The sequence below is a fragment of the Nocardioides sp. QY071 genome (assembly GCF_029961765.1).
Taxonomy (GTDB): Bacteria; Actinomycetota; Actinomycetes; order Propionibacteriales; family Nocardioidaceae; genus Nocardioides.
In genome coordinates, this window is the sequence record NZ_CP124681.1 from 4960738 (window position 1) to 4980972 (window position 20235).

Annotated in this window: 21 protein-coding genes; 12 read left to right on the top strand and 9 right to left on the bottom strand. The window is 72.7% G+C overall.

The genetic code is table 11. The annotated features are described in order from the left end of the window. Positions 1-72 precede the first annotated feature (72 nt). The 3 genes from QI633_RS23925 to QI633_RS23935 all read left to right on the top strand — a co-directional run bounded on the left by QI633_RS23925 (position 73) and on the right by QI633_RS23935 (position 2426). On the top strand, positions 73-453 hold the full coding sequence (locus tag QI633_RS23925) for a helix-turn-helix domain-containing protein (protein WP_141797036.1): 381 nt from the start codon (positions 73-75) through the stop codon (positions 451-453). Next, positions 446-1711, top strand: coding sequence for a type II toxin-antitoxin system HipA family toxin (locus QI633_RS23930; RefSeq protein ID WP_282427281.1), 1266 nt, complete (start codon positions 446-448; stop codon positions 1709-1711). Before QI633_RS23925 ends, QI633_RS23930 begins: the two co-directional genes overlap by 8 nt. Positions 1712-1958: 247 nt before the next feature. Next, a complete protein-coding gene (locus QI633_RS23935) occupies positions 1959-2426 on the top strand; it encodes an OsmC family protein (protein WP_282427282.1) in 468 nt (155 codons plus the stop codon). Between the two features lie 17 nt (positions 2427-2443). Here the strand turns inward: QI633_RS23935 and QI633_RS23940 are convergent, their stop codons facing one another. Next, positions 2444-3661, bottom strand: a complete 1218-nt coding sequence (locus QI633_RS23940; RefSeq protein ID WP_282426105.1) for an IS110 family transposase — start codon at positions 3659-3661, stop codon at positions 2444-2446. Positions 3662-3912: 251 nt separating this feature from the next. Here QI633_RS23940 and QI633_RS23945 point away from each other — a divergent pair, with 251 nt between their 5' ends. Continuing rightward, positions 3913-5151 carry an amidohydrolase family protein gene (locus tag QI633_RS23945; RefSeq protein WP_282427283.1) on the top strand — a complete coding sequence of 413 codons (1239 nt, stop codon included), beginning with the start codon at positions 3913-3915 and terminating at the stop codon, positions 5149-5151. A 13-nt stretch (positions 5152-5164) separates the two neighbouring features. Here the strand turns inward: QI633_RS23945 and QI633_RS23950 are convergent, their stop codons facing one another. Beyond that, a complete protein-coding gene (locus QI633_RS23950; protein WP_282427284.1) occupies positions 5165-5884 on the bottom strand; it encodes a GntR family transcriptional regulator in 720 nt (239 codons plus the stop codon). A 37-nt stretch (positions 5885-5921) separates the two neighbouring features. On the opposite strand from QI633_RS23950, the gene QI633_RS23955 reads away from it, so the two are divergent. After that, positions 5922-6584 (top strand): hypothetical protein, encoded by a 663-nt coding sequence (locus QI633_RS23955; protein ID WP_282427285.1) that lies wholly within the window; start codon positions 5922-5924, stop codon positions 6582-6584. Here QI633_RS23955 and QI633_RS23960 read toward each other — a convergent pair. Next, the gene (locus QI633_RS23960) at positions 6577-7758 is read right to left on the bottom strand and encodes an acyl-CoA dehydrogenase family protein (protein ID WP_141797030.1); all 1182 of its coding nucleotides are present in this window, start codon (positions 7756-7758) and stop codon (positions 6577-6579) included. The genes QI633_RS23955 and QI633_RS23960 overlap by 8 nt on opposite strands. Positions 7759-7837: 79 nt before the next feature. Between QI633_RS23960 and QI633_RS23965 the strand changes: the two genes are divergently transcribed. Genes QI633_RS23965 through QI633_RS23975 form a run of 3 tightly spaced genes read left to right on the top strand, consistent with a single transcriptional unit; the run spans position 7838 to position 10599 of the window. Beyond that, on the top strand, positions 7838-8440 hold the full coding sequence (locus QI633_RS23965) for a TetR/AcrR family transcriptional regulator (protein WP_141797029.1): 603 nt from the start codon (positions 7838-7840) through the stop codon (positions 8438-8440). Between the two features lie 51 nt (positions 8441-8491). Beyond that, positions 8492-9352 (top strand): hypothetical protein, encoded by an 861-nt coding sequence (locus tag QI633_RS23970; protein ID WP_282427286.1) that lies wholly within the window; start codon positions 8492-8494, stop codon positions 9350-9352. 41 nt (positions 9353-9393) lie between these two features. Continuing rightward, positions 9394-10599, top strand: a complete 1206-nt coding sequence (locus QI633_RS23975; protein WP_222117722.1) for a PLP-dependent aminotransferase family protein — start codon at positions 9394-9396, stop codon at positions 10597-10599. A 34-nt stretch (positions 10600-10633) separates the two neighbouring features. Here QI633_RS23975 and QI633_RS23980 read toward each other — a convergent pair whose 3' ends face one another. Beyond that, the gene (locus QI633_RS23980) at positions 10634-10888 is read right to left on the bottom strand and encodes a hypothetical protein (protein WP_282427287.1); all 255 of its coding nucleotides are present in this window, start codon (positions 10886-10888) and stop codon (positions 10634-10636) included. Positions 10889-10995: 107 nt separating this feature from the next. Here QI633_RS23980 and QI633_RS23985 point away from each other — a divergent pair, with 107 nt between their 5' ends. Together QI633_RS23985 and QI633_RS23990 are read left to right on the top strand one after the other, a co-directional pair. Next, complete coding sequence (locus tag QI633_RS23985) at positions 10996-11331, top strand: metalloregulator ArsR/SmtB family transcription factor (protein ID WP_141797026.1); 336 nt, start codon at positions 10996-10998, stop codon at positions 11329-11331. A 40-nt stretch (positions 11332-11371) separates the two neighbouring features. After that, a complete protein-coding gene (locus QI633_RS23990; RefSeq protein ID WP_282427288.1) occupies positions 11372-13057 on the top strand; it encodes a SulP family inorganic anion transporter in 1686 nt (561 codons plus the stop codon). A 10-nt stretch (positions 13058-13067) separates the two neighbouring features. Here QI633_RS23990 and QI633_RS23995 read toward each other — a convergent pair whose 3' ends face one another. Together QI633_RS23995 and QI633_RS24000 are read right to left on the bottom strand one after the other, a co-directional pair. Next, positions 13068-13760: an NAD-dependent deacylase gene (locus tag QI633_RS23995; protein WP_141797024.1), complete on the bottom strand. Its 693-nt coding sequence runs from the start codon at positions 13758-13760 to the stop codon at positions 13068-13070. Between the two features lie 34 nt (positions 13761-13794). Beyond that, entirely contained in the window at positions 13795-14457 is a 663-nt protein-coding gene (locus tag QI633_RS24000) for a TetR/AcrR family transcriptional regulator (RefSeq protein ID WP_141797023.1), read from the bottom strand. A 58-nt stretch (positions 14458-14515) separates the two neighbouring features. Between QI633_RS24000 and QI633_RS24005 the strand changes: the two genes are divergently transcribed. Continuing rightward, positions 14516-15826: an FAD-dependent oxidoreductase gene (locus tag QI633_RS24005; protein WP_282427289.1), complete on the top strand. Its 1311-nt coding sequence runs from the start codon at positions 14516-14518 to the stop codon at positions 15824-15826. 9 nt (positions 15827-15835) lie between these two features. On the opposite strand, the gene QI633_RS24010 is transcribed toward QI633_RS24005, so the two are convergent. Further along, entirely contained in the window at positions 15836-16177 is a 342-nt protein-coding gene (locus QI633_RS24010) for a cupin domain-containing protein (RefSeq protein ID WP_282427290.1), read from the bottom strand. Next, positions 16174-17601: an FAD-dependent oxidoreductase gene (locus QI633_RS24015; RefSeq protein ID WP_282427291.1), complete on the bottom strand. Its 1428-nt coding sequence runs from the start codon at positions 17599-17601 to the stop codon at positions 16174-16176. Before QI633_RS24015 ends, QI633_RS24010 begins: the two co-directional genes overlap by 4 nt. Before the next feature lie 48 nt (positions 17602-17649). On the opposite strand from QI633_RS24015, the gene QI633_RS24020 reads away from it, so the two are divergent. Further along, on the top strand, positions 17650-18660 hold the full coding sequence (locus QI633_RS24020; protein ID WP_282427292.1) for a LacI family DNA-binding transcriptional regulator: 1011 nt from the start codon (positions 17650-17652) through the stop codon (positions 18658-18660). Here QI633_RS24020 and QI633_RS24025 read toward each other — a convergent pair. Next, positions 18628-20202, bottom strand: a complete 1575-nt coding sequence (locus tag QI633_RS24025) for an FMN-binding glutamate synthase family protein (protein WP_282427293.1) — start codon at positions 20200-20202, stop codon at positions 18628-18630. The two genes, QI633_RS24020 and QI633_RS24025, sit on opposite strands and share 33 nt — an antisense overlap. Positions 20203-20235 lie beyond the last annotated feature (33 nt).

Here is a 20235-nt window from a genome sequence, read left to right on the forward strand (position 1 = left end):
GGACATCTTGACTTTGTCTTCGTACGAGGACAAATGGATAATGTCCTCGTACGAAGACAACGGAGGGCCCGGATGACCGACATCGAGATTCCCGACTGGACCAAGCTGGGCTCCACGATCCGCTCGGAGCGCAAGCGTGCCGGCCTCAGCCAGCAGGCACTCGCCTCACGCGCCTCCCTCTCCCGTTCCTGGCTCGCGCGCTTGGAGGCCGGCCATCGAACGGCCGAGCTCGAGAGCGTCATGCGCCTGCTCCGCGCCCTCGACCTCACTCTCGTCCTGCGCCGCGCGGACGACGCCGACGACCACCCCCCTGCCCACCGGGCGACCACTGCCGACGACCCGGCATTCACAGCTGCCTTCGAGTCCCTCTTGGACCAGCACCGGCGCGCCTCGGACACCCGATCGCAGACCTGGACCGACTCGCTTGCCGACGGTGGGCGTGACCGTGACTGAGCGACTGACCGTCGTTCTCTACGGCCAGCCCGTCGGGCACCTCGAGCGCACCGGATCCGACGACCCGAGCTTCACCTACAGCGCCGAGTACGCCGCAACCGGCCGCACCCCCGTGTCCTCCCGGCTTCCCATCGCGCCCCAGACCTATCGGTCCGATCGCGTCCTCCCCTACCTCCGCGGACTGCTTCCCGAGAACCTCCAGACCCGCCAGCAATGGGCGGCCCGCCTCGACACCACACCCGACGATGCCTTCGGCCTCCTGGCAGCGATGGGCTGGGACTGCCCCGGTGCCGTCCAGTTCACGCCCGAGACGCAGATCGAGGACCTCCGGCTCCGCGGGGCCGAGCTGACCCCGCTGACCGAGCACGACATCGCCGAACGCCTGCGCACCCTGCAGGACCGGCCCGCATCCTGGACGCTGCCGGGAGAGCACTGGTCGCTCGGCGGCCAGCAGGAGAAGTTCGCCCTCACCTGGATCGACGGCCAGTGGCACGAGACAGGAGGATCCGCGGCGACGACGCACATCGTGAAGCCGGGCATCAGAGTCCTGCACCACCAGGCCATGGTCGAGCACGTCACCATGCGTGCGGCCGCGGCCACTGGCGTCAGCGTCGCGGAGAGCCGACTGCTGCGGTTCGAGGACCAGTGGGCCATCGTCGTCGACCGATTCGACCGCATCACCGCGGCCGCCAGGATCTTCCGGCTCCACCAGGAGGACTTCTGTCAAGCGCTGGGCCGGTTGCCGGAGAGGAAGTACGAGTCGGCCGGCGGTCCGCGTCTTCGCGACATGGCCGATCTGGTCCGCAGGCAGATGACGCAGCCCGCCGACGACCTCCGCGCCCTCGCGGACTTCGCCGCGGTCAACCTGGTTGCCGGCGCTCCCGACGGCCACGCCAAGAACATCTCCTTGATCCTCGGCCCCGACGGCAGCCGCTGGGTCGCTCCGCTCTACGATCTCGCCACCGGGCTGACCTACGATCCCGAGGCAGTCGAGCGCAGCCTCGCGCTGTCGATCGGCGGCGAGCGGATCTTCAACAGGATCCGCGGCAAGCAGTGGGCGAAGGCCGCCGAGGTCCTCGGCCTCGCGCCCGACCTCCTTCTCCAGCGCGTCGCCGCCATGGCATCCGCCTTCCCGCCGGCGTTCGAGAATGCGCTCGCCGACATCGGCGACGCCCCGGGTGCGACCGAGGTGGCCGAGCGCACCCTGCCCGTCCTCCAGAAGCACTGCAGTGAGGTGGTGGCCCGACTCACGGAGTGACGGCCCCGATCACGAAACTCCAGCTCCCAGCATGTCGCGGAGCAGGTCGATCGCCGCCGCGACCAAACAGGAGCCACACCGCACGCTCGGGCAGGACGGCCGAGCACCGGCGAATCCTGACCCGAACGCCCGCGCCGGCTCGTCGACACCTGACGAGACGGGCCGTCGGCATGCCCCGGGCCCTTGACACATGTCTGACAGGTGAGGAACGTCCTGTCTGACAGATCACGGACCCCGGGAGGACCCCATGACCGCAACGACCCACGCGTCGGCCAACCGCGATGTCGTCGTCCACAGCCTGACCGACTTCGCCTCGCTCGCCGTCGTCGGTGGCGAGCACACCGTCGTCATCGACGAGCCGCGCGAGTTCGAGGGCGGCGGTACGGCGCCCAACCCGTTCGGCCTCGTCCTGTCGGCGCTCGGCGGCTGCATGGCCGGCACCCTGCGCGGCGTCGCGCGACAGCACGGCTTCGACTACGACCGCGCCGAGATCCGGCTCTCACTGCGGATCAACCGGCCGACCTCGGGGCCGCTGGACCCCGGCGAGCGGGAGCTGCGGATCTCGCGGATCATCGCGGAGGTCACGGTCCACGGCGACCTCACCACCGAGCAGCAGGAAGCCCTGCGCAACGGCATCGAGACCTGCCCGGTCGGCAACACGCTGCGCCGCGGGCTCACCCTGCAGGACTCGATCGCGTTCGAGGCCGCGGCGTGAGATTCCCTAGGTCAACCTCAGGCGGCTTGAAGTTGCATGGCGCCTCCGTGGAGTTCGGGGTTGTAGGCGGTGTGGTCTTGCCAGCAGCGCCAGATCACGCGGACCCATGCGCGGGCCAGGATGCGCACGGCGTGGGGGTGGCGTTTGCCGCGGGCGATGGCGTCGGCGTAGATCTTCGCGGCCCATGGGCTCGCGTTGCGGGAGTCGTCGGCGAAGTCGATGAGTGCGTTGCGGAGCTTCTTGTCCGCGGCCCAGCGGAACCCGACGGTGTGGAGCTTGCCGCTGGCCTTGGTGACGGGCGCGACGCCGGCCAGGGCGGCGAGGGATTCCTCGTCGGGGAACCGGGCGCGGACGTCGCCGATCTCGGACAGCAGCAGGGCTGCGCGGACGCCGTGTCCGGCTTTGGGCAGGGACGTGAAGATGTGCGCGTCGGCGTGGGCGTCGAGGCGTTCGATGATCTCGGCCTCGAGTTCGCGTTCCTCGTGGCGGGTGGTCTCGATGGTGCGCAGCAGGGCCAGCACGCACACGGCTCGTCCTTCGGCTTCGGTCGCGGACAGGCCTGCGGATGGGGCGTCGGCGATGCGGGCGTAGAGCTCGTCAACGGGCTTGCGGCCGCAATAGGCGATGCGGCGCAGGAACGCAGCGAACCGGGCCGGAGTGAGCCGGCTGGCCGCATGCTGGGTGGGGTAGCGACGCAGGAAGGCGATGGTGACGTCGCTGTCGAGTCGCGAGAACAGTCCGATCGCTGCGGGGAAGCAGCGTTCCAGCTGGGCATGGAGCTGGTTGACCAGTCCGACGCGGGACTCGACCAGCTGCTTGCGGGTGCGCGAGAGGGATCGCAGTACCTGGGTGGCTTCACTGTCTTGGGTCAGCGGGGTGAGGCGGTGGCCGTCGGTGCGCAGCACGTCTGCCAGCAGGTAGGCATCACCGGCGTCGGACTTGGCGCCGGAGCCGGTGTAGCGGCTGCGCAGGCCTTTGACCTGGCGTGGGGTGATGACCACGACGCGCAGCCCTGCGTCGAGGAACGCCTCGACCAAGGGCCCGTCGCAGCGTTCGATGGCGACTCCTTCGACATCGAGCTTGCTCAGGCGCTTGACCAGCCCGGTGAAGGTCTTGTTGGTGTTGGGGATCTCGAAACGCACCTTGATGGCGCCTTGATCGTCGACCACGCAGACTGCGTGGGTCTTGGTGGCCCAGTCGATGCCAGCGAACAGCCGGCCTTGATGTGTGGACATTCGTCCGGTCCTTCCGGTGATGATGGATGTGGCACCGTCGGTGTCGAGAAGCCGTGCCGGATGCTCATTGCGTGGCGGTCCAACCCGCATATCCCTAGCGCCGGTTGTGGCTTCCCGGCCCGGCGGCTGCCGCAGATCTCACGCTGGTCCTCGAGGGACAAGCGCGCTGGGCGGTCAGCCACCGGCCGGCGGTTCGTCAGGAAGCCTCATCCCGCACCATCCATCACCGCTACCGAAGGGATGGTGCACCAATGAGCGCGCCGTACGACCTGCTCGTCACCGGCGCCCGCCTGGCCGACGGATCGCCGGTGGCGCTGGGGATCCGCGACGGTCGCTACGCCCACGTCGGCCCGCAGGCACCGCACGGCGCGACCGCCACGACGACCATCGACGCCGCGGGCGGGCTGGTGACGGAGTCCTTCGTCAACGGGCACATGCACCTGGAGAAGGTGCACACCCTGGACCGCGCGGGTGACGGCGCACTGGCGGCGTACACGTCCGGGAGCATGGGCGCGGCACTGCGCTCGATCGTGCGGGAGGCGAGCGGAGTGAAGCGGCAGTACGACCGGGCCTGGCTCGAGCCCAACATCCGCAGGGCGCTCGACGCCGCACTCGCCCACGGGGTGCTGCACCTCCAGGCCTTCGTCGACGTGGACACCACCGCGCGACTGGTCGGGATGGAGGCGGTGCTGGCGGTACGCGAGGAGTACCGCGACCTGCTCGACATCCAGGTCGTGGCCTTCCCGCAGGACGGGCTGCTGCGCGACCCGGGAGCCGCGGCACTGTGCGAGGAGGCACTGCGGCTGGGGGCCGACGTGGTGGGCGGGATCCCCTGGATCGAGATGACCGACGCCGATGCGAAGGCACACGTGGAGTGGGCATGCCGGCTGGCGGCCGCGCAGGGCAAGCGGGTGGCGATGCTCGTCGACGACGCCGGCGACCCGGGGTTGCGTACGACGCAGATGCTGGCCGAGGCGATGATCGAGCACGACCTGCGCGGACGCGGCGTGGCGTGCCACGCGCGGGCCCTGGCGACGTACCCGCAGCCGACGCTGCAGCGGCTGATGGACCTCGCCCACGCGGCCGGACTGGGCTTCGTGTCCGACCCGCACACGGGGCCGCTGCACCTGCCGGTGCGGGACTTCCTCGAGGACGGCATCCCGGTCGCGCTGGGCCAGGACGACATCGAGGACGCGTACTACCCGTTCGGCCGGCACAGCATGCTCGAGGTCGCCTTCCTCGCCGCCCACACCCTGCGCTTCCTGACCGCCGCCGACCAGCGGTTGCTGCTCGAGCTGATCACGACCCGGGCGGCCGACGTGCTCGGCGTCGCGGACCACGCGATCGCGGAGGGCAACCCGGCGAACCTGTGCGTGCACGCCGACAGACGGTTGCGCGACGTGCTCACCGAGCACGCCCGGCCACGCTGGGTGATCCGCGAGGGTCGGGTCGTCGCCGAGTCGGAGACCACGACCCGTCTCCAGCGCTGAGCCTGGCTACTGGCTACCAGTCGGCGCGACGCACCATCGCGTAGCGGAACGCGCCGCGCACGTGCACCTCACGGGTCCAGTAGCAGACCGTGCCGGTGCGACCGATCCCGGTCGCCTCGAGGGTCATCGCCGCCTCACCCTCGGGGCGTCCGGTCAGCCCGGCGTCCACGGCCGACAGGCCGTCGGCGCCGGGCCACACCAGCTCCCAGCCGACCTGCTCGCCGGCCAGCTCCCGCGCCAGCGCGGGCATCGGCGCCGCAGGGTCGAGGCCGGCCGGGTCCACCCCCGTCAGGATCGGTACGACGTCACGCGCCACCAGCACCGGCTCACCGTCGGCGGACCACACCTTGGTGGTGCGCAGCACGCCCTGGCGCGGCGATACGTCGTACGCATCGGCCTCGTCGAGGCTCACCTCGCCGACCTCCACGGACACGACCTCGAGCGACGGCGTGCGGCCCATCGCGGCGATCAGCTCGGCACTGTCGAGGCGCTGCTCGAAGCGGGCGGGGATACCCAGCAGCGAGCTGTTGACCGTGGTGTCGGCGCCCTTGCGGCGGTGGATGAAGCCGCGCTCCTCCAGCCGGACCAGGGCCTCGCGCACCGCCGGCCGGCTGATCTCCAGCGACGCGGCGAGCGTGGTCTCCCCCGGCATCGGCCCGCCCCGCTCGGCCGCGTCCGCCCAGAGCCTCTGCAGCCGGCGCTCGACCGGCTCGGGCAGGTCGGCGTCGCTCACGGCGCCACCCTAGATGAGACTGCTACCTTCCCGGACCATGGTCGGACTGAGTGTGCTGGTCGGCGGTGGTCGTGACGAGACGCAGGTACGCGCGCTGCTCGCGCCCTTCGTGGCCGCCCTCGCGGGCGGTGAGGCGGCCTGCGTGGTCGTCGACGACGGCGAGGGCGTCGACCTCGACCGCTGGCGCGGCGTGCTCGCCGACGCCGCGGCGGTGCGCACCGTCGTCCTCGAGGAGGGACGCCCGCTCATCGCCGAGGACGTCGCCGGCAGCGCCGGGGTGTTCGTCGCCGGCGGACTCACCCCGCTGTACGCCGAGCTCGTGGTCCCCGCCCGCGCCGCACTGGCCGCCCTCCCCTACGCCGGCTTCTCGGCCGGCGCGGCGATCGCGGCCGAGCGCGCGATCGTCGGCGGCTGGACGTACGACGCTCGCCAGGTCGCGCCCGAGGACGCCGGCGAGGACCTCGACGACCTGACCGTGGTCGCCGGCCTGGGCCGGGTCGACTTCGCCGTGGACGTCCATGCTGCCCAGTGGGGCACCCTCCCGCGCGCGGTCGCAGCGGTCCGCGCCGGGCTGGTCACCCAGGCCCGGGCGATCGACGAGCACACCGCGGTCGTCGTACGAGACGGCGTGGTCGAGGTCGTCGGCGCCGGGTCGGCGCTGCAGGTGCGGCCCGCCGAGGGCGGCGTCCTCGTCAGCTGAGTCGGCCGACGGAGACGATGGCGCCCTGGCCGGCCTCGCGGTCGAGCGAGCGGCCGATGACCATCCGCTGGATCTGGTTGGTGCCCTCGAAGATCTGCATCACCTTGGCCTCGCGCATGTAGCGCTCGACCGGGAAGTCCTTGGTGTAGCCGGCGCCGCCGAGCACCTGGACGGCGTCGGTGGTCACCTTCATGGCGGCGTCGGTGGCGACCAGCTTGGCGATCGAGGCCTCGCGGGAGAACGGCAGGCCGAGGTCCTTGAGGCGGGCGGCGTGCAGCACGGTGGCGCGGGCGGACTGGATCGCGGCCTCCATGTCGGCGAGCACGAAGGCCAGGCCCTGGTGGTCGATGATCCGCTGCCCGAAGGCCTCGCGCTGCTGGGCGTAGGCGACCGCGCGGTCGAGCGCGCCCTGGGCCAGGCCGGTCGCGACGGCGGCGATGCCGAGACGACCGGCATCGAGGCCGGCGAGGGCGATCTTGAGCCCCTGGCCCTCGGCGCCGAGGCGCTGCTCGACGGGGACCCGGACGTCCTCGAAGCGCACCGTCGCGGTGGTCGAGCCCATCAGGCCCATCTTGTCCTCGGGGGCGTCGGCCGACAGGCCGGGGGTGTCGGCACGGACCAGGAAGCAGGAGATGTCGCCGCGGCCCTCGCCCGTGCGGGCCATGACCTTGTAGAAGTCGGCCTGGCCGCCGTGGGTGACCCATGCCTTGGCGCCGTTGATGACGTACGCGTCGCCGTCGAGCCGGGCGCGCGTGCGCATCGCGGCCGGGTCGGAGCCGGCGTGCGCCTCGGAGAGGCAGTAGGCGCCGAGGAGGTCACCCCCGAGCATCTCCGGGAGCCACGCCGCGCGCTGCTCGTCAGTCCCGGCGGTGGCCAGGCCGAAGCAGCTCAGCGCGTGCACCGAGACGCCGACGCCGACGCTGGACCAGACCGAGCCGATCTCCTCGAGCACCTGAAGGTAGACCTCGTACGGCAGCCCGCCGCCGCCGATCTCCTCGGGGTAGGGCAGGCCGAGGAAGCCGGCCCGGCCGAGCAGCCGGAACACCTCGCGCGGGAAGGTGCCCGTCGCCTCGGCCTCCGCGGCGCGCGGCAACAGCTCGTCGGTGGCGAGCTGGCGCGCCAGGCGGAGCAGGTCGGCGTACTCCTCGGACGCCATCAGGCGACGTGCGGGCATCGGGTCCTCCGTGATCTGAGTACTGAAATGGTGATCCTGGTACGGACTACGGTACGCCTTTCGTTGCTAACCTGCCAGCGTGCAGCAGCAGCGAACCCTCCCGGCGCGCACCCGCCAGCGCCGTGACGCGCTGCTCGACGAGCTGGTCGACCTGTTCCTGGCCGAGGGCTTCGCCGCCTTCGGGATCGGCGAGCTGGCCCAGCGGCTGTCCTGCTCACGCAGCACGCTCTACCTGGTCGCGCCCAGCAAGGAGCAGGTGATCACCGCGACGGTTCGGCAGTTCTTCAAGCGCGCCGCCGAACGGATCGAGGAACGCGTCGAGGCAGCCCCCGACCCGGCGGACCGGCTCTCGACGTACCTCACCGCGGTGGCCGACGAGCTCGCCCCCGCCTCGCCGCAGTTCTACGCCGACCTCGCCGGCTTCCCGCCCGGGGCCGAGGTCTACCGCGCCAACACCGCGCAGGCCGCCGCACGCGTGCAGGCGCTGGTCACCGAGGGCGTCGAGGCGGGCACCCTGCGCCAGGTCAACGCGACCTTCGTCGGCGCCGCCGTCGCCGAGGTGATGGACGCGATCGGCGACGGCCGCATCGGTACGGCGACCGGGCTCGACGACGCGCAGGCCTACCAGGCGCTGGTCGACCTGGTCGCCACCGGCCTGCGGGTCGGGCGACCCGGCGGGTGATCTTGCGCCGAAGCACCAGTACCGGTGAACCATCACCACTACGGTGCCGGCATGCGCCTCCCCCACAAGGGCAGCGGCCCGGCCGCGCTCGTGATCGCCCTCCTCGCCCTCCTCGTCGCGGTGTCCGGCAGCTCGTACGCGGCGGTGACCGCGCACCGCAACTCCGTCGACACCGCCGCCCTGCAGCACCATGCCGTCACTCGCGGCAAGATCGCCCAGGGCGCCGTCGGCTCCGGCAAGGTGCTCGACGGCAGTCTGCGCGCACGTGACTTCCGCACCGGCGAGCTCCCCGCAGGCACGCCCGGCGCCGCCGGGGTGAACGGCCTGCCGGGCCAGCAGGGCCAGCAGGGCGCTGCCGGCGCGCCTGGACCCGTCGGCCCCCAGGGACCCGCCGGTCCGGTCGGCCCCATCGGACCCATCGGCCCGGTCGGCCCCCAAGGCGTGGCCGGCGCGGACGGCACACCGGGGAGCGCCTACACGGCCTACGAGTGGAGCGCAGCCAACGCCATCGCGATCCCCATCCTGGTGGCCAACACCCCGCAGAACGTCAGTGGCGTCGAGTTCACCAAGCTCGGCGACGGACCGGCCTTCCTCGGCGGCCCCACGGGACTGTCGTTCACCCGCACCGGCACCTACCGGATCAGCTACGGCCTGGACCTCCAGCCGCCGCTCGCGCTGGTGACCATGTCCGCCTTCGCCACCAAGGGCGCCGACGGCCTGCCGACCGACCCGGTCGTGCCCGGCAGCCAGGTCAGCCGGACCGTGAGCAACGCGGTCCTCGCCCCCGAGCGGATCAGCCAGGACTTCCTGGTCGAGGTCAGCGCCGGCCAGACCGTGACCGTGTACGTGCAGACCAACCTGCTCGGCGTCGTCCGCACCAGCCAGCAGGTCGACGTGGAACTGGTCAGCTGAGGTTGACCGTGCGCGCGGCCTGAGCCGTTCACACTGGGCAGGTGACCGACCTGATCGCACCCCTGCTCGCCGCCCGCGCCGGCGGCTTCCGGCCCTCCCCGGTCCGGGACTTCTGGGAGGTGTCGATGGAGCCCGGGATCATCTCCCTGGCCGGCGGCAACCCCGACCTGTCGGTCCTGCCGCTCGGCGAGCTCGGCGAGGTGGCGGCGCGGGTGATCCGCGACCGAGGCCTCGAGGTCCTGCAGTACGGCGGCGGCACCGGCGCGCCGGGCACTCGCGAGGCCGTCGCCCGGACGATGGCCGCCGAGGGCATCCCGGTCGACCCCGCGGACGTGCAGGTGACCGCGGGATCCCAGATGGCGCTCGACCTGGTGGTCAAGCTGCTGTTCGACCCGGGCGACGTGGTGCTGGCCGAGGGGCCGTCGTACGTCGGGGCGATCGGGCTGTTCGTCGGCATGCAGGTCGACGTCGTGCACGTACCGATCGACGACGACGGCCTGGTGCCGGCCGCGTTGGAGGAGACCGTCGCGCGGCTGCGCGCGGAGGGCCGCCGGGTCAAGGCGCTGTACACGATCCCGAACTTCCACAACCCGAGCGGCGTGACGCTCGCGGCACAGCGGCGGCCCGACGTGGTGCGGATCTGCCGCGACGCGGGGATCACCGTCATCGAGGACAACCCGTACGGGCTGCTGTCCTTCGACGGCGCGTCCCTGCCGAGCCTGCGCTCGCTCGACCCCGACAACGTGGTCTACCTGGGATCGTTCTCCAAGGTCGTCGCCCCCGGCCTCCGGGTCGGCTGGGCGGTCGCGCCCGAGCCGCTGCGCCGGCCGCTGCAGCTGGCCTCGGAGGCCACCGTGATCTGCGCGTCGGTGCTGAGCCAGGCCGTCGTCGAGGAGTACGTCCTGCGCCACGACTGGCTCGCCGTCCTGGCCCGGGCCCGGCGGCTCTACGAGTCCCGCGCGGGTGCCGTGCTCGACGCTCTGGCCGGCGCGGGGCCCGGCGTCAGCTGGTCGGTGCCGCGCGGCGGCTTCTTCACGTGGGTCACGCTGCCCGCCGGCAGTGACGTGCACGGGGTGCTCGACGCCGCCATCGAGCGGCGGGTCGTGTTCGTGCCCGGGTCTGCGTTCCACGCCGACGGCGGCGGCACGAACCAGCTGCGGCTGGCGTTCTCGCTGGAGAAGGAGGACGTCCTCGCCGAGGGGGTACGACGCCTGCTGGATGCGATCGCCGAGGTGGCCGCGGCCTGAAGCCCGGATCCAGCCTGAGGCCGTCAGGTTCGGGTCAGGTGTCCTCGGGCGCCGGGTCGCGCGGCGCCGGCGCCGGTCCGTGCCGGGTGACAGCCTGGTGCAGGGGCAGGGCGATGTGGCCCCGGCGGCGCACACCGGTGGCCGCGTCGACGACGTAGAGCCACACCACGCCGGGGACGGCGGAGCGGGCGAGCTGCACCCGGCACCGGTTCGAGATCCCCGGCAGCGTGACGACGTCACCGGGTTCGAGCTGGGCGGCGGTGACGGTCTCGTCGGTGCCCTCGTCCATGCGGCCTGTCCGCTCCTTCGTTCGGTCCCCGTGTGGATGACGATATGAAGACTTCTTCAAGTGATGTATCATAGCGGTTACAGCGACGACGAGAGGAAGGCGGGGCGATGGGAGTGCCGCTCTACCAGACCAAGGCCGAGTTCTTCCGCACCCTCGGCCACCCGGCCCGGATCCGGATCCTCGAACTGCTCTCCGAGCGCGACCACGCGGTCCACGAGCTGCTCGAGCAGATCGCGATCGAGCCGAGCAACCTCTCGCAGCAGCTCGCGGTGTTGCGTCGTACGTCGCTCGTCGTGTCGCGCCGCGAGGGCACCGCCGTCGTCTACTCCATCAGCGCGCCCGAGGTGCGCGACCTGCTGCTGTCGGCGCGCAGGATCCTGGTCGGGCTCGCCGAGACCCGCACCGACTTCGAGGACGAGCTGATGGTGCCGGGCACCCGATGACCACCCGATGACCACCCGATGACCACCCGATGACCACCCGATGACCACCGTGCTCGCGCGCCTGCGCCAGCTGGCGCCGCGCCGCGCCGACTGGGCCCAGGCCGACCTGCGCCACGACCTCACCGCCGGGGTGATGGTCGCCCTCGTGGCACTCCCACTGGCACTCGGCTTCGGGGTCAGCTCGGGTGTCGGCGCCGGCGCCGGCATCGTCACGGCGGTCGTCGCCGGTGCCGTCGCCGCGGTCTTCGGCGGCAGCCACGTCCAGGTCAGCGGACCGACCGGCGCGATGACCGTCGTCCTCATCCCCATCGTCGCCGCGCACGGCGCCGACGGCGTCCTCGTGGTCGGGCTGCTCGCCGGACTGATGCTGCTGGCGCTGGCGCTCACCGGCGCCGGCCGGGCGATCAGGTACGTCCCCGTGCCGGTGATCGAGGGCTTCACCGCCGGGATCGCCGTGATCATCGCGCTGCAGCAGCTGCCCGCCGCGCTCGGCGTCGACGTACACGCCGAGAGGATCCTGGTCCTCGCCGCGGACGCCGTACGAGCGTGGGCCCAGGCCCCGACCTGGGGCGCGCCCGCAACCGCGCTCGGCGTCGCGGCCCTCATCGTCGTGCTCGCCCGGGTGCGCGCGGGCTTCCCCGTCGCTCTCGTCCTCGTCGTGGCCGCCACCGTGGCGAACGCACTGCTGGCCGACCGCGGTGGCGATCGCCCACTCGCCACGATCGGCGAGATCCCCTCCGGCCTGCCCGCGCCGCACCTGCCCGGGGTCCCCTGGGGCGACCTCGACACCCTCGTGCTGGCCGCGGTCGCCGTCGCGGCCCTGGGGGCGCTGGAGAGCCTGCTGTCCGCCACCGTCGCCGACGCGATGAGCGTCGGGCAGCGGCACGACCCCGACCGCGAGCTGCTCGGGCAGGGCCTGGCCAACCTCGCCAGCCCGTTGTTCGGCGGCATCCCCGCCACCGCGGCGATCGCGCGTACGGCGGTCAACGTGCGCTCCGGAGCCCGCTCGCGGCTCGCCGCCCTGACCCATGCCGTGCTGCTGCTGGCCGTCGTGCTGGTGGCGGCACGCTGGGTGGGCCAGATCCCGCTCGCCGCACTCGCCGGCGTACTGATCGCCACCGCGGTCCAGATGGTCCGGGTGTCCAGCCTCGCGCCGCTCCTGCGCGCGACCCGCGGCGACGCCGCGACCCTGGTCCTGACCGCGGTCGCCACGGTCGCCCTCGACCTCGTCCAGGCCGTTCTCGTCGGCCTGGCGGCCGCGGGCTTCTTCGCCCTTCGCCACACGGCCGCGACGGCCCGGCTGGAGGAGGTGCCGCTCGACGAGAGCGACCATCACGACGAGGAGCGCCGCCTGCTCGACGAGCAGATCGTCGCCTACCGCCTCGACGGCCCGCTCTTCTTCGCCGCCGCCCACGACTTCCTGCTCGAGCTCGCCGAGGTCAGCCGGGTCCGGGTCGTCGTGCTCCGGATGTCGCACCTGACCGCCGTCGACGCCACCGGCGCCCACGTGCTCGCCGACACCATCGGCCGCTTGGAGCAGCGTGGCGTCACCGTCCTGCTCTCCGGCACCCGCCCCGAGCACGTCGCCGTCCTCGAGCAGCTCGGCGTGCACCGCCAGCTGGCCCATGAGCGGCACCTGTTCGCGACGACACCGGAGGCCATCGAGCACGCGCGCCTGCACGCCGCGCGGGTCGCGCACGAGCCGGGTCAGGCGGCCCGCCCCTAGGCCGTCGGCGTCAGGTCCAGAGCACCTCGCGCGCCCACAACGGCACCAGGTCCCCGGCCCGGCCCTGCCGGGACTCGTGGAAGAAGTGGCTGCCCTCGCTGGGCTCGAGGTTGAGCTCGAGGGTGCGGGCGCCGTGGCGCCGGGCGTGCTGGACGAACCCGGCCGCCGGGTAGACCGCGCCGGAGGTGCCGATGGACACGAAGATGCTGGCCTCCGAGAGGGCGTCGGCGATCCGGTCCATCTCGTAGGGCACCTCGCCGAACCAGACGACGTCGGGCCGCAGCTCGTGGGCGCCGCAGCCGGGGCAGGCCGGCTCGTCGAGGAGGGTGCCGGTCCACGGAGAGGCGACCCCGCAGGAGCGGCACAGCGCCTTGAGCAGCTCACCGTGCATGTGGATCACGTTGCGCGACCCCGCACGCTCGTGCAGGTCGTCGATGTTCTGGGTGACCACGAGCAGGCCGGTGCCGAGGGTCTCCTCGAGCTCGGCCAGGGCGTGGTGGGCGGCGTTGGGCTCGACGGTCTCCAGCGCGGCGCGGCGCTCGTCGTAGAACCGCTGCACCGTCGCCCGGTCCCGCTCGAAGCCCTCCGGCGTCGCGACGTCCTCGACGCGGTGCCCCTCCCACAGCCCGTCGGCGTCGCGGAAGGTCGGCACCCCGCTCTCGGCGGAGATGCCGGCACCGGTCAGGACGACGATCTGAGGCACGTCGGGAGGCTACCCGCCCGTGCCGTGACCAGCGTCACCCGTCCACGAGTTCGGGGCGCAGGACACTGGCCCGGGTCGCGCGAGCCAGCCAGTCGGCGTACTTCCTGGGGGTCCAGCCGCGCTGCCGCACCAGGAGGTCGTACGGCGCCGGGTCGGTCATCAGCCACAGCAGGTCCGCCGCGGCCGGTACGCCGAGCCCGCGGCGCAGGCCGCGCAGGTCGTGCAGCTGGCGGGCCATCATCGTCATGCCGAACAGCCGCTGCCGCCGCACGTCCTCGAGCAGCGCGACGGCGTCGGGATCACCGGACGCCGCGGCGGCCTCGACGGCCAGCGCGATCGGCGCGACCCGCGGCATGGTCTCGGCGAGATGGGCGGCATACCCGTCGATGACCTCGACCGGGTCGGTCGAGGCGCGCAGCCGCTGGATGACCGGTCGCTCCATCATCGGGACGTCCTCGTCGTCGCCGGCGACCGCCCAGTCGAACGCGAGCTTGACCAGCACGACCTTGCCGCCGACGGCGGTGAACACGGTCTTGCGACTCACCCCGGCGGCCCTCGCGACATCGTCGATCGTGGTCGCGGCGTACCCGTGGGCGGCGAACAGCTCGCCCGCGGCCGCGACGATCCGCTGCCGGGTGGCGCGGGCCTGCTCGGCACGCAGGTCGGACGAGTAGGACCTCTTGCCGGTCTCAGTCATTGGAGTTACTCTCGATGTAACGAATACGTCTCGGGTCACCACAATACAGGGGGTAGCCATGAAGGTGACGATCGTGGGCGCCGGCCCGTCGGGAACGACGGCAGCGCTGCTGCTGGCCCGGACCGGTCATCAGGTGACGCTGGTCGACCGCGACCCCGGGCCGCGCGCGGACGGGACCTGGGACCGGGTCGGCGTCATGCAGTTCCGCCTGCCGCAGGGCCTGCGCGGCCCCGGCCGACTGTTCCTCGAGTCGCGTCTGCCCGACGTGCACCAGGCGCTGCTCGACACCGGGGCGGCGTACGCCGCCGTGCCGCACGGGGCACCGCCGTTCACCGCCGGCCTGCACCTGCGCCGGTCGACGATGGAGCGGGTGCTGTGGTCGTGCGCGGACCGCGAGCCCGGGATCATGCGGCGGACCGGCCACGTCGATGCCCTGGTGCGCGCGGGCGACCGGGTCACGGGCGTCGTCGTCGACAGCGAGCTGGTGCGCTCCGACCTCGTCGTCGACGCGGGCGGCAAGGCCGGCCACCTCGGCCATGACCTGCGCCCGCAGGCACAGGAGACGGCGGCACCGTTCGCGTACGTCGCCCGCGAGTACCGGCTGCTGCCCGGGGCCGGGCCGGGCCCGGTCGAGCCCGGCCCGGGCCTCGCGATCCCCCACGACGGCTTCATGGAGATGGTCTTCGTCCAGGACGCCGACACCTTCCAGACACTCGTCGTCCGTCGCGCCGAGGACCACGAGCTCGCCCTGCTGCGGGAGGAGGCGGCCCATGACGTCGCCTCGGCGATGCTCCCCGGCATCGCGACGTGGACCGCTCCCGACCGCGCCGAGCCGATCGGGCCGGTGCGCGCCGGCGCCGGCCTGGTCAACCGCTTCCACCGCCAGCCGTCGTCCGCGACCGGCCTGCTCGCCATCGGCGACGCCCTGCTCGTCACCAACCCGATGGCCGCGCGCGGCCTCAGCCTCGGCATGGCGGCGGCCGGAAGGCTCGCCGACGTCGTCGACAGCCTCCCGGACACCGAGTGGGCCGGCGCGATGGACGCGTGGGCGGAGGCCGAGCTGCTGCCCTGGTACGACGACCACTGCGCCGTCGACGCGACCATGCATGCCCGCTGGCGCCATGAGCCCGTCGCCGCCGACGGCCCCGTCGGCTGGGACGTCATCGCCGACGCGGCGCACGACCACCCGGACTGGATGCCGGTGATCGGTCCTTACTTCGGGATGTTCGCATTGCCGACCGTCCTCGAGCCGGTGCGCGAGCAGGTCCGCGCGCAGCTGCGCGAAGGCTGGCAGCCGCGGGTCCCCGGAGGGGTCACGCGCGACGAGCTCGCGGACGCCGTTCGGAGTGCAGTGGCGGTGCCGGCCTGAGCCTGACTCCTACGCGAGGTAGACCTTCCGCAGCCGGGTGCGGATCGTCCACTCGGTCCGCTCCCCCTCGTGCAGCCGCACGATGGCCCCGGGCACCAGCTCCACCTCGCTGCCGTCCTCGAAGCGCACCGTGCCCTCGCCCTCGAGTACGACGAACAACTCGTCGGCCTCGACGTCGCGGACCACACCGGTCGTGATCTCCCAGATCCCCAGCTCGACCTCCTTGAAGGTGCCGAGCTCGACGACCCCGACGCTCGGCGTACCGGACACGACGCCGTCGGCGGGCTCGTGCTCGACGGCGAGCGCGGTCGCGTCGACGAGGCGGGCGACGGGGAGGTCGGGGACGGTCACGAGTCGAACCCCAGTCCGAGGGCGTCGAGGGTACGCAGCCAGGCGTTGCGGCGGCCGCCGCGGTGATCGGCCCGGTCGAGCGCCCAGCGCGTGGTCTGGATGCCGATCGAGGCGACCGGCTCCGGCGGGAAGGGCATCGGCATCCGGCGCACCATGTCGAGGCGGGTGCGTTCGGTGTCGAGGCCGGCGAGGCGGTCGAGCATCACCTCGGCCGCGAACCGGGACGCCCCCACCCCGAGGCCGGTGAATCCGGCGGTGTGGGCGACCCGGCCGTTCATGGCCCTTCCGTGGAAGGCGCAGAACCGCGTCGAGGTGTCGATCGCGCCGGCCCACCGGTGGCCGAAGCGCAGGCCCTCCAGCTGCGGGAAGGTGGTCAGGAAGTGCTCGGCGAGGCGGCGGTAGGTCTCCGGGCGGTGCTCGTATGACGGCCGGACCTTGCGCCCGTAGTGGTAGATCGCGTCGTACCCGCCCCACAGGATGCGGTTGTCGCGGCTGAGCCGGTAGTAGTGGAACTGGTTGGCCAGGTCGCCGACGCCCTGGCGGCCCTCCCAGCCGATCGATGCGAGCTGTTCGGCGCTCAGCGGCTCGGTCATCAAGGCGTAGTCGTAGACCGGCACGGTGTGCATGCGATAGCGCGCGAGCAGGCTCGGGAAGACGTTGGTGGCCAGCGCGACCCGACGGGCGCGGACGGTGCCGGTCGTGGTCGTCACCGTGACCGGCCCTTGCCGGCCGTCGCCGGAGATGCCCGTCGCGCGGGTGCCCTCGAAGATCTCGACCCCCAGGTCGGTGGCCACGCGGGCCAGCTCCTGCGCCAGCTTGGCCGGGTGGACCAGCGCGACGTCGGGGTCGAGCACGCCGGCGAGGTACGTCGGGCTGGCGACCAGCCTGCGCAGCGCGTCCGCCTCGATGACCTCCGCACCGCTGGCCCGCAGGTCCTCGACCTGGTGCGGCTCGGTCGCCACGTCCAGCTCGCCGGTGCGCTCGTAGTCGCAGTCCATGGCGTACTCGCCGACGGTGGCCTCGATGGCGTCCAGGTTGGCGATCCCGAGCCGCTCCAGCTCGTCGTACTGACCGGGCCAGCGGGACCGGCCGTTCTCCTCGCCGTGGGTGATGCTCGCGGCACAGAAGCCGCCGTTGCGGCCCGACGCCGCCCAGCCGATCCGGGCGGCCTCGAGGAGAACGACCCGACGGCCGGGCTCGCGCTGCTTGGCGACCACGGCCGTCCAGAGGCCGGTGTAGCCGCCGCCGACCACCAGCAGGTCGGTGTCGATCGCGCTCCTCAGCTGCGGATGGTCGGCTCGGCCGGGCAGGTCCTCGATCCAGAAGCAGGCGTCGCGCACGCCGGCGAGCGCGTGGTCGACGGCGGCGGCGTCGACGGCGGTGCGCGAGAAGACGGTCCCGGGGCGGGAGGAACGGATGGGCATGGGCAGTACCGTGGGTGATTAATCCATTAACCACAAGGGGTTCCGCAGATGAGGCCGACCGCCCTCGACGTCGCCCGCGCCGCCGGGGTGTCCGTGGCGACGGTGTCCAACGCCCTCAACGACACCGGCCGCGCCTCGGCCGCGACCCGGACCCGGGTGCGCGAGGTGGCCGCGTCGATGGGCTACCGGCCCAATGCCGCTGGCCGCACCCTGCGCACGGGCCGCACCGGCGTCCTGGCCCTGGCGGTCACCACCTTCGGCGAGCAGACCTGGAACTTCGCCGAGGTCGCCTATTACGCCCAGATGGTCGCCGCCGCCACGTCCGCGGCGCACGCCCACGGCTACGCCCTCACCGTGCTGCCCGCCAGCCTCGACGTCGACGGCTGGCACGCGGTGGCGGCCGACGGCGTGGTCCTGCTCGACTCCCCTGAGGGCGACCCCGCGGCCGAGGTGCTGCGTGCCCGCGGCATCCCAATCGCCTTCGACGGCCAGCCCCACCAGCTCGGCCCCCGCGACTCCTGGGTCGACAACGACCACGCCGCGACCATGGCGAAGGTGCTCGGCCACCTGCGCGAGCAGGGCGCCCGGCGGATCGCGCTGCTCGCGCAGAACACCTCCGACCACTACACGCGCGACTGCGTGGCGGCGTACCGCGCCCAGGTGCGCACGCCGCGGATCGCCCTGCTCGACAGCACCGACCCGGTCGGTCGCGCCGAGGCCGAGCGCCTGCTCCGCGAGGGCGCCGACGCGGTCTACGGGCTGCTCGACGACAGCGGACGCGGCGTCCTCGCCGCCGCCGACGCCCTCGGGCTCCGGGTGCCCGACGACGTGCTCGTCGTCACCGCGAGCGAGGACCCGACGTACGCCTCCACGTCGCCGCCCATCAGCACCGTCTCCCTGCGCCCCGCCGAGACGATCACCGCCGCGGTCGACGCACTGGCCGCGACGCTGGCCGGCGCCCCTCCCACGGTCCGCGCCGACCTCGCGACCGACCTGGTGGTCCGGGCGTCCTCGACGCGACGGCCCTCAGCCGGTCGCGGTGGGCGACTCAGGTCGTGAGCCCCCGCTCGGCGCGCCGGCCATGAGCGCGGTGATCGCCGCCCGGTCCCGCTCGGAGACGCCACCCCAGCCCGGCTCGTAGCCGACCAGCTCGCGCAAGGAGAGGGTCTCGCGCTGCGCGAACAGGATCTCGATGTCACCGGCGTCGATGAGGCCCGGGTGCACGACCCCGCACGTCTCGCTGACCTTCAGCAGGTCGCGACGCAGCGTCTTCACGTAGTTGGCGTACCGAACCGACTTGAGGGCGGGGTCGAGGCCGTGGGCCAGCCAACGGTTCTGCGTCGCCACCCCGGTGGGACAGGTGTCGGTGTGGCACTTCTGTGCCTGGATGCAGCCGATCGACAGCATCGCCTCCCGCCCGACGTTGACCATGTCGCACCCGAGCGCGAGAGCGACGACGGCGTTGTCGGGAAGGCCCAGCTTGCCCGACCCGACGAAGGTCACGTCGTCGGCGAGACCGGCACGCGCGAACGCGGCGTACACCCGCGGGAAGCCGAAGCGGAACGGCAGCGACACCGAGTCGCTGAAGATCATCGGCGCGGCGCCGGTGCCGCCCTCGCCGCCGTCGACGGTCACGAAGTCGACTCCCCTGCCGGTGCTGCCCATCTGGGCGACGAGGTCCTCCCAGAAGTCCATCACTCCGACCGCTGCCTTGATGCCGACCGGGAGCCCCGTCTCGGCGGCGATCAGCTCGACCCAGTCCAGCAGGCTGTCGACGTCGGAGAACTCGGCGTGCCGCGAGGGGCTCACGCAGTCCTTGCCCTGTTCGATCCCGCGGATCTCCGCGATCTCCGCCGTCACCTTCGCCCCGGGCAGGAGGCCGCCGAGTCCGGGCTTCGCTCCCTGGCTGAGCTTGACCTCGATCGCCCGTACGGGCGCACCGGCCACGACGTCCTTGAGCCGCTGCAGGTCGAAACGGCCGCGGCTGTCGCGACAGCCGAAGTAGCCGGTGCCGATCTGCAGCACGAGCTCACCGCCGTTGCGGTGGTACAGCGACAGCCCGCCCTCCCCGGTGTTGTGCAGACAGTCGGCCAGGGCCGCGCCGCGGTTGAGGGCCTCGATGGCGGTGTGCGACAGCGAGCCGAAGCTCATCGCCGAGATGTTGACCAGCGACTCCGGCCGGAAGGCGGCCGGACGCCCGCGGGCCGCGCCGAGCACCTTCGCCGACGGCAGCGGTGTCTCCTCTCCCGCGTGGGTGTGGGAGGGCGGCGCCATGTCGCCGAAGGTGCGGTGCTTGATGATCGTGTAGCCCTCGGTGTGCTCGACGTCGTTGTCGGTGCCGAAGCCGAAGTAGTTGTTCTCCAGCTTCGACGAGGCGTAGATCCAGCGCCGTTGGTCGCGGGAGAACGGTCGCTCCTCGTCGTTGCCCGCGACGACGTACTGCCGCAGCTCAGGACCGATCGCCTCCAGCAGGTAGCGCGCGTGGCCGAGAACCGGGAAGTTGCGCAGCAGCGCGTGCTTGCGCTGCCTGAGGTCACGAGCCGCCACCCCAGCCACCCCGGCGACCACCGCGGCCGGGATCGCCCATCCGCTGGCCTTCATGGGCATGCGCTACCCGGGACGGAGCCTGCCAGC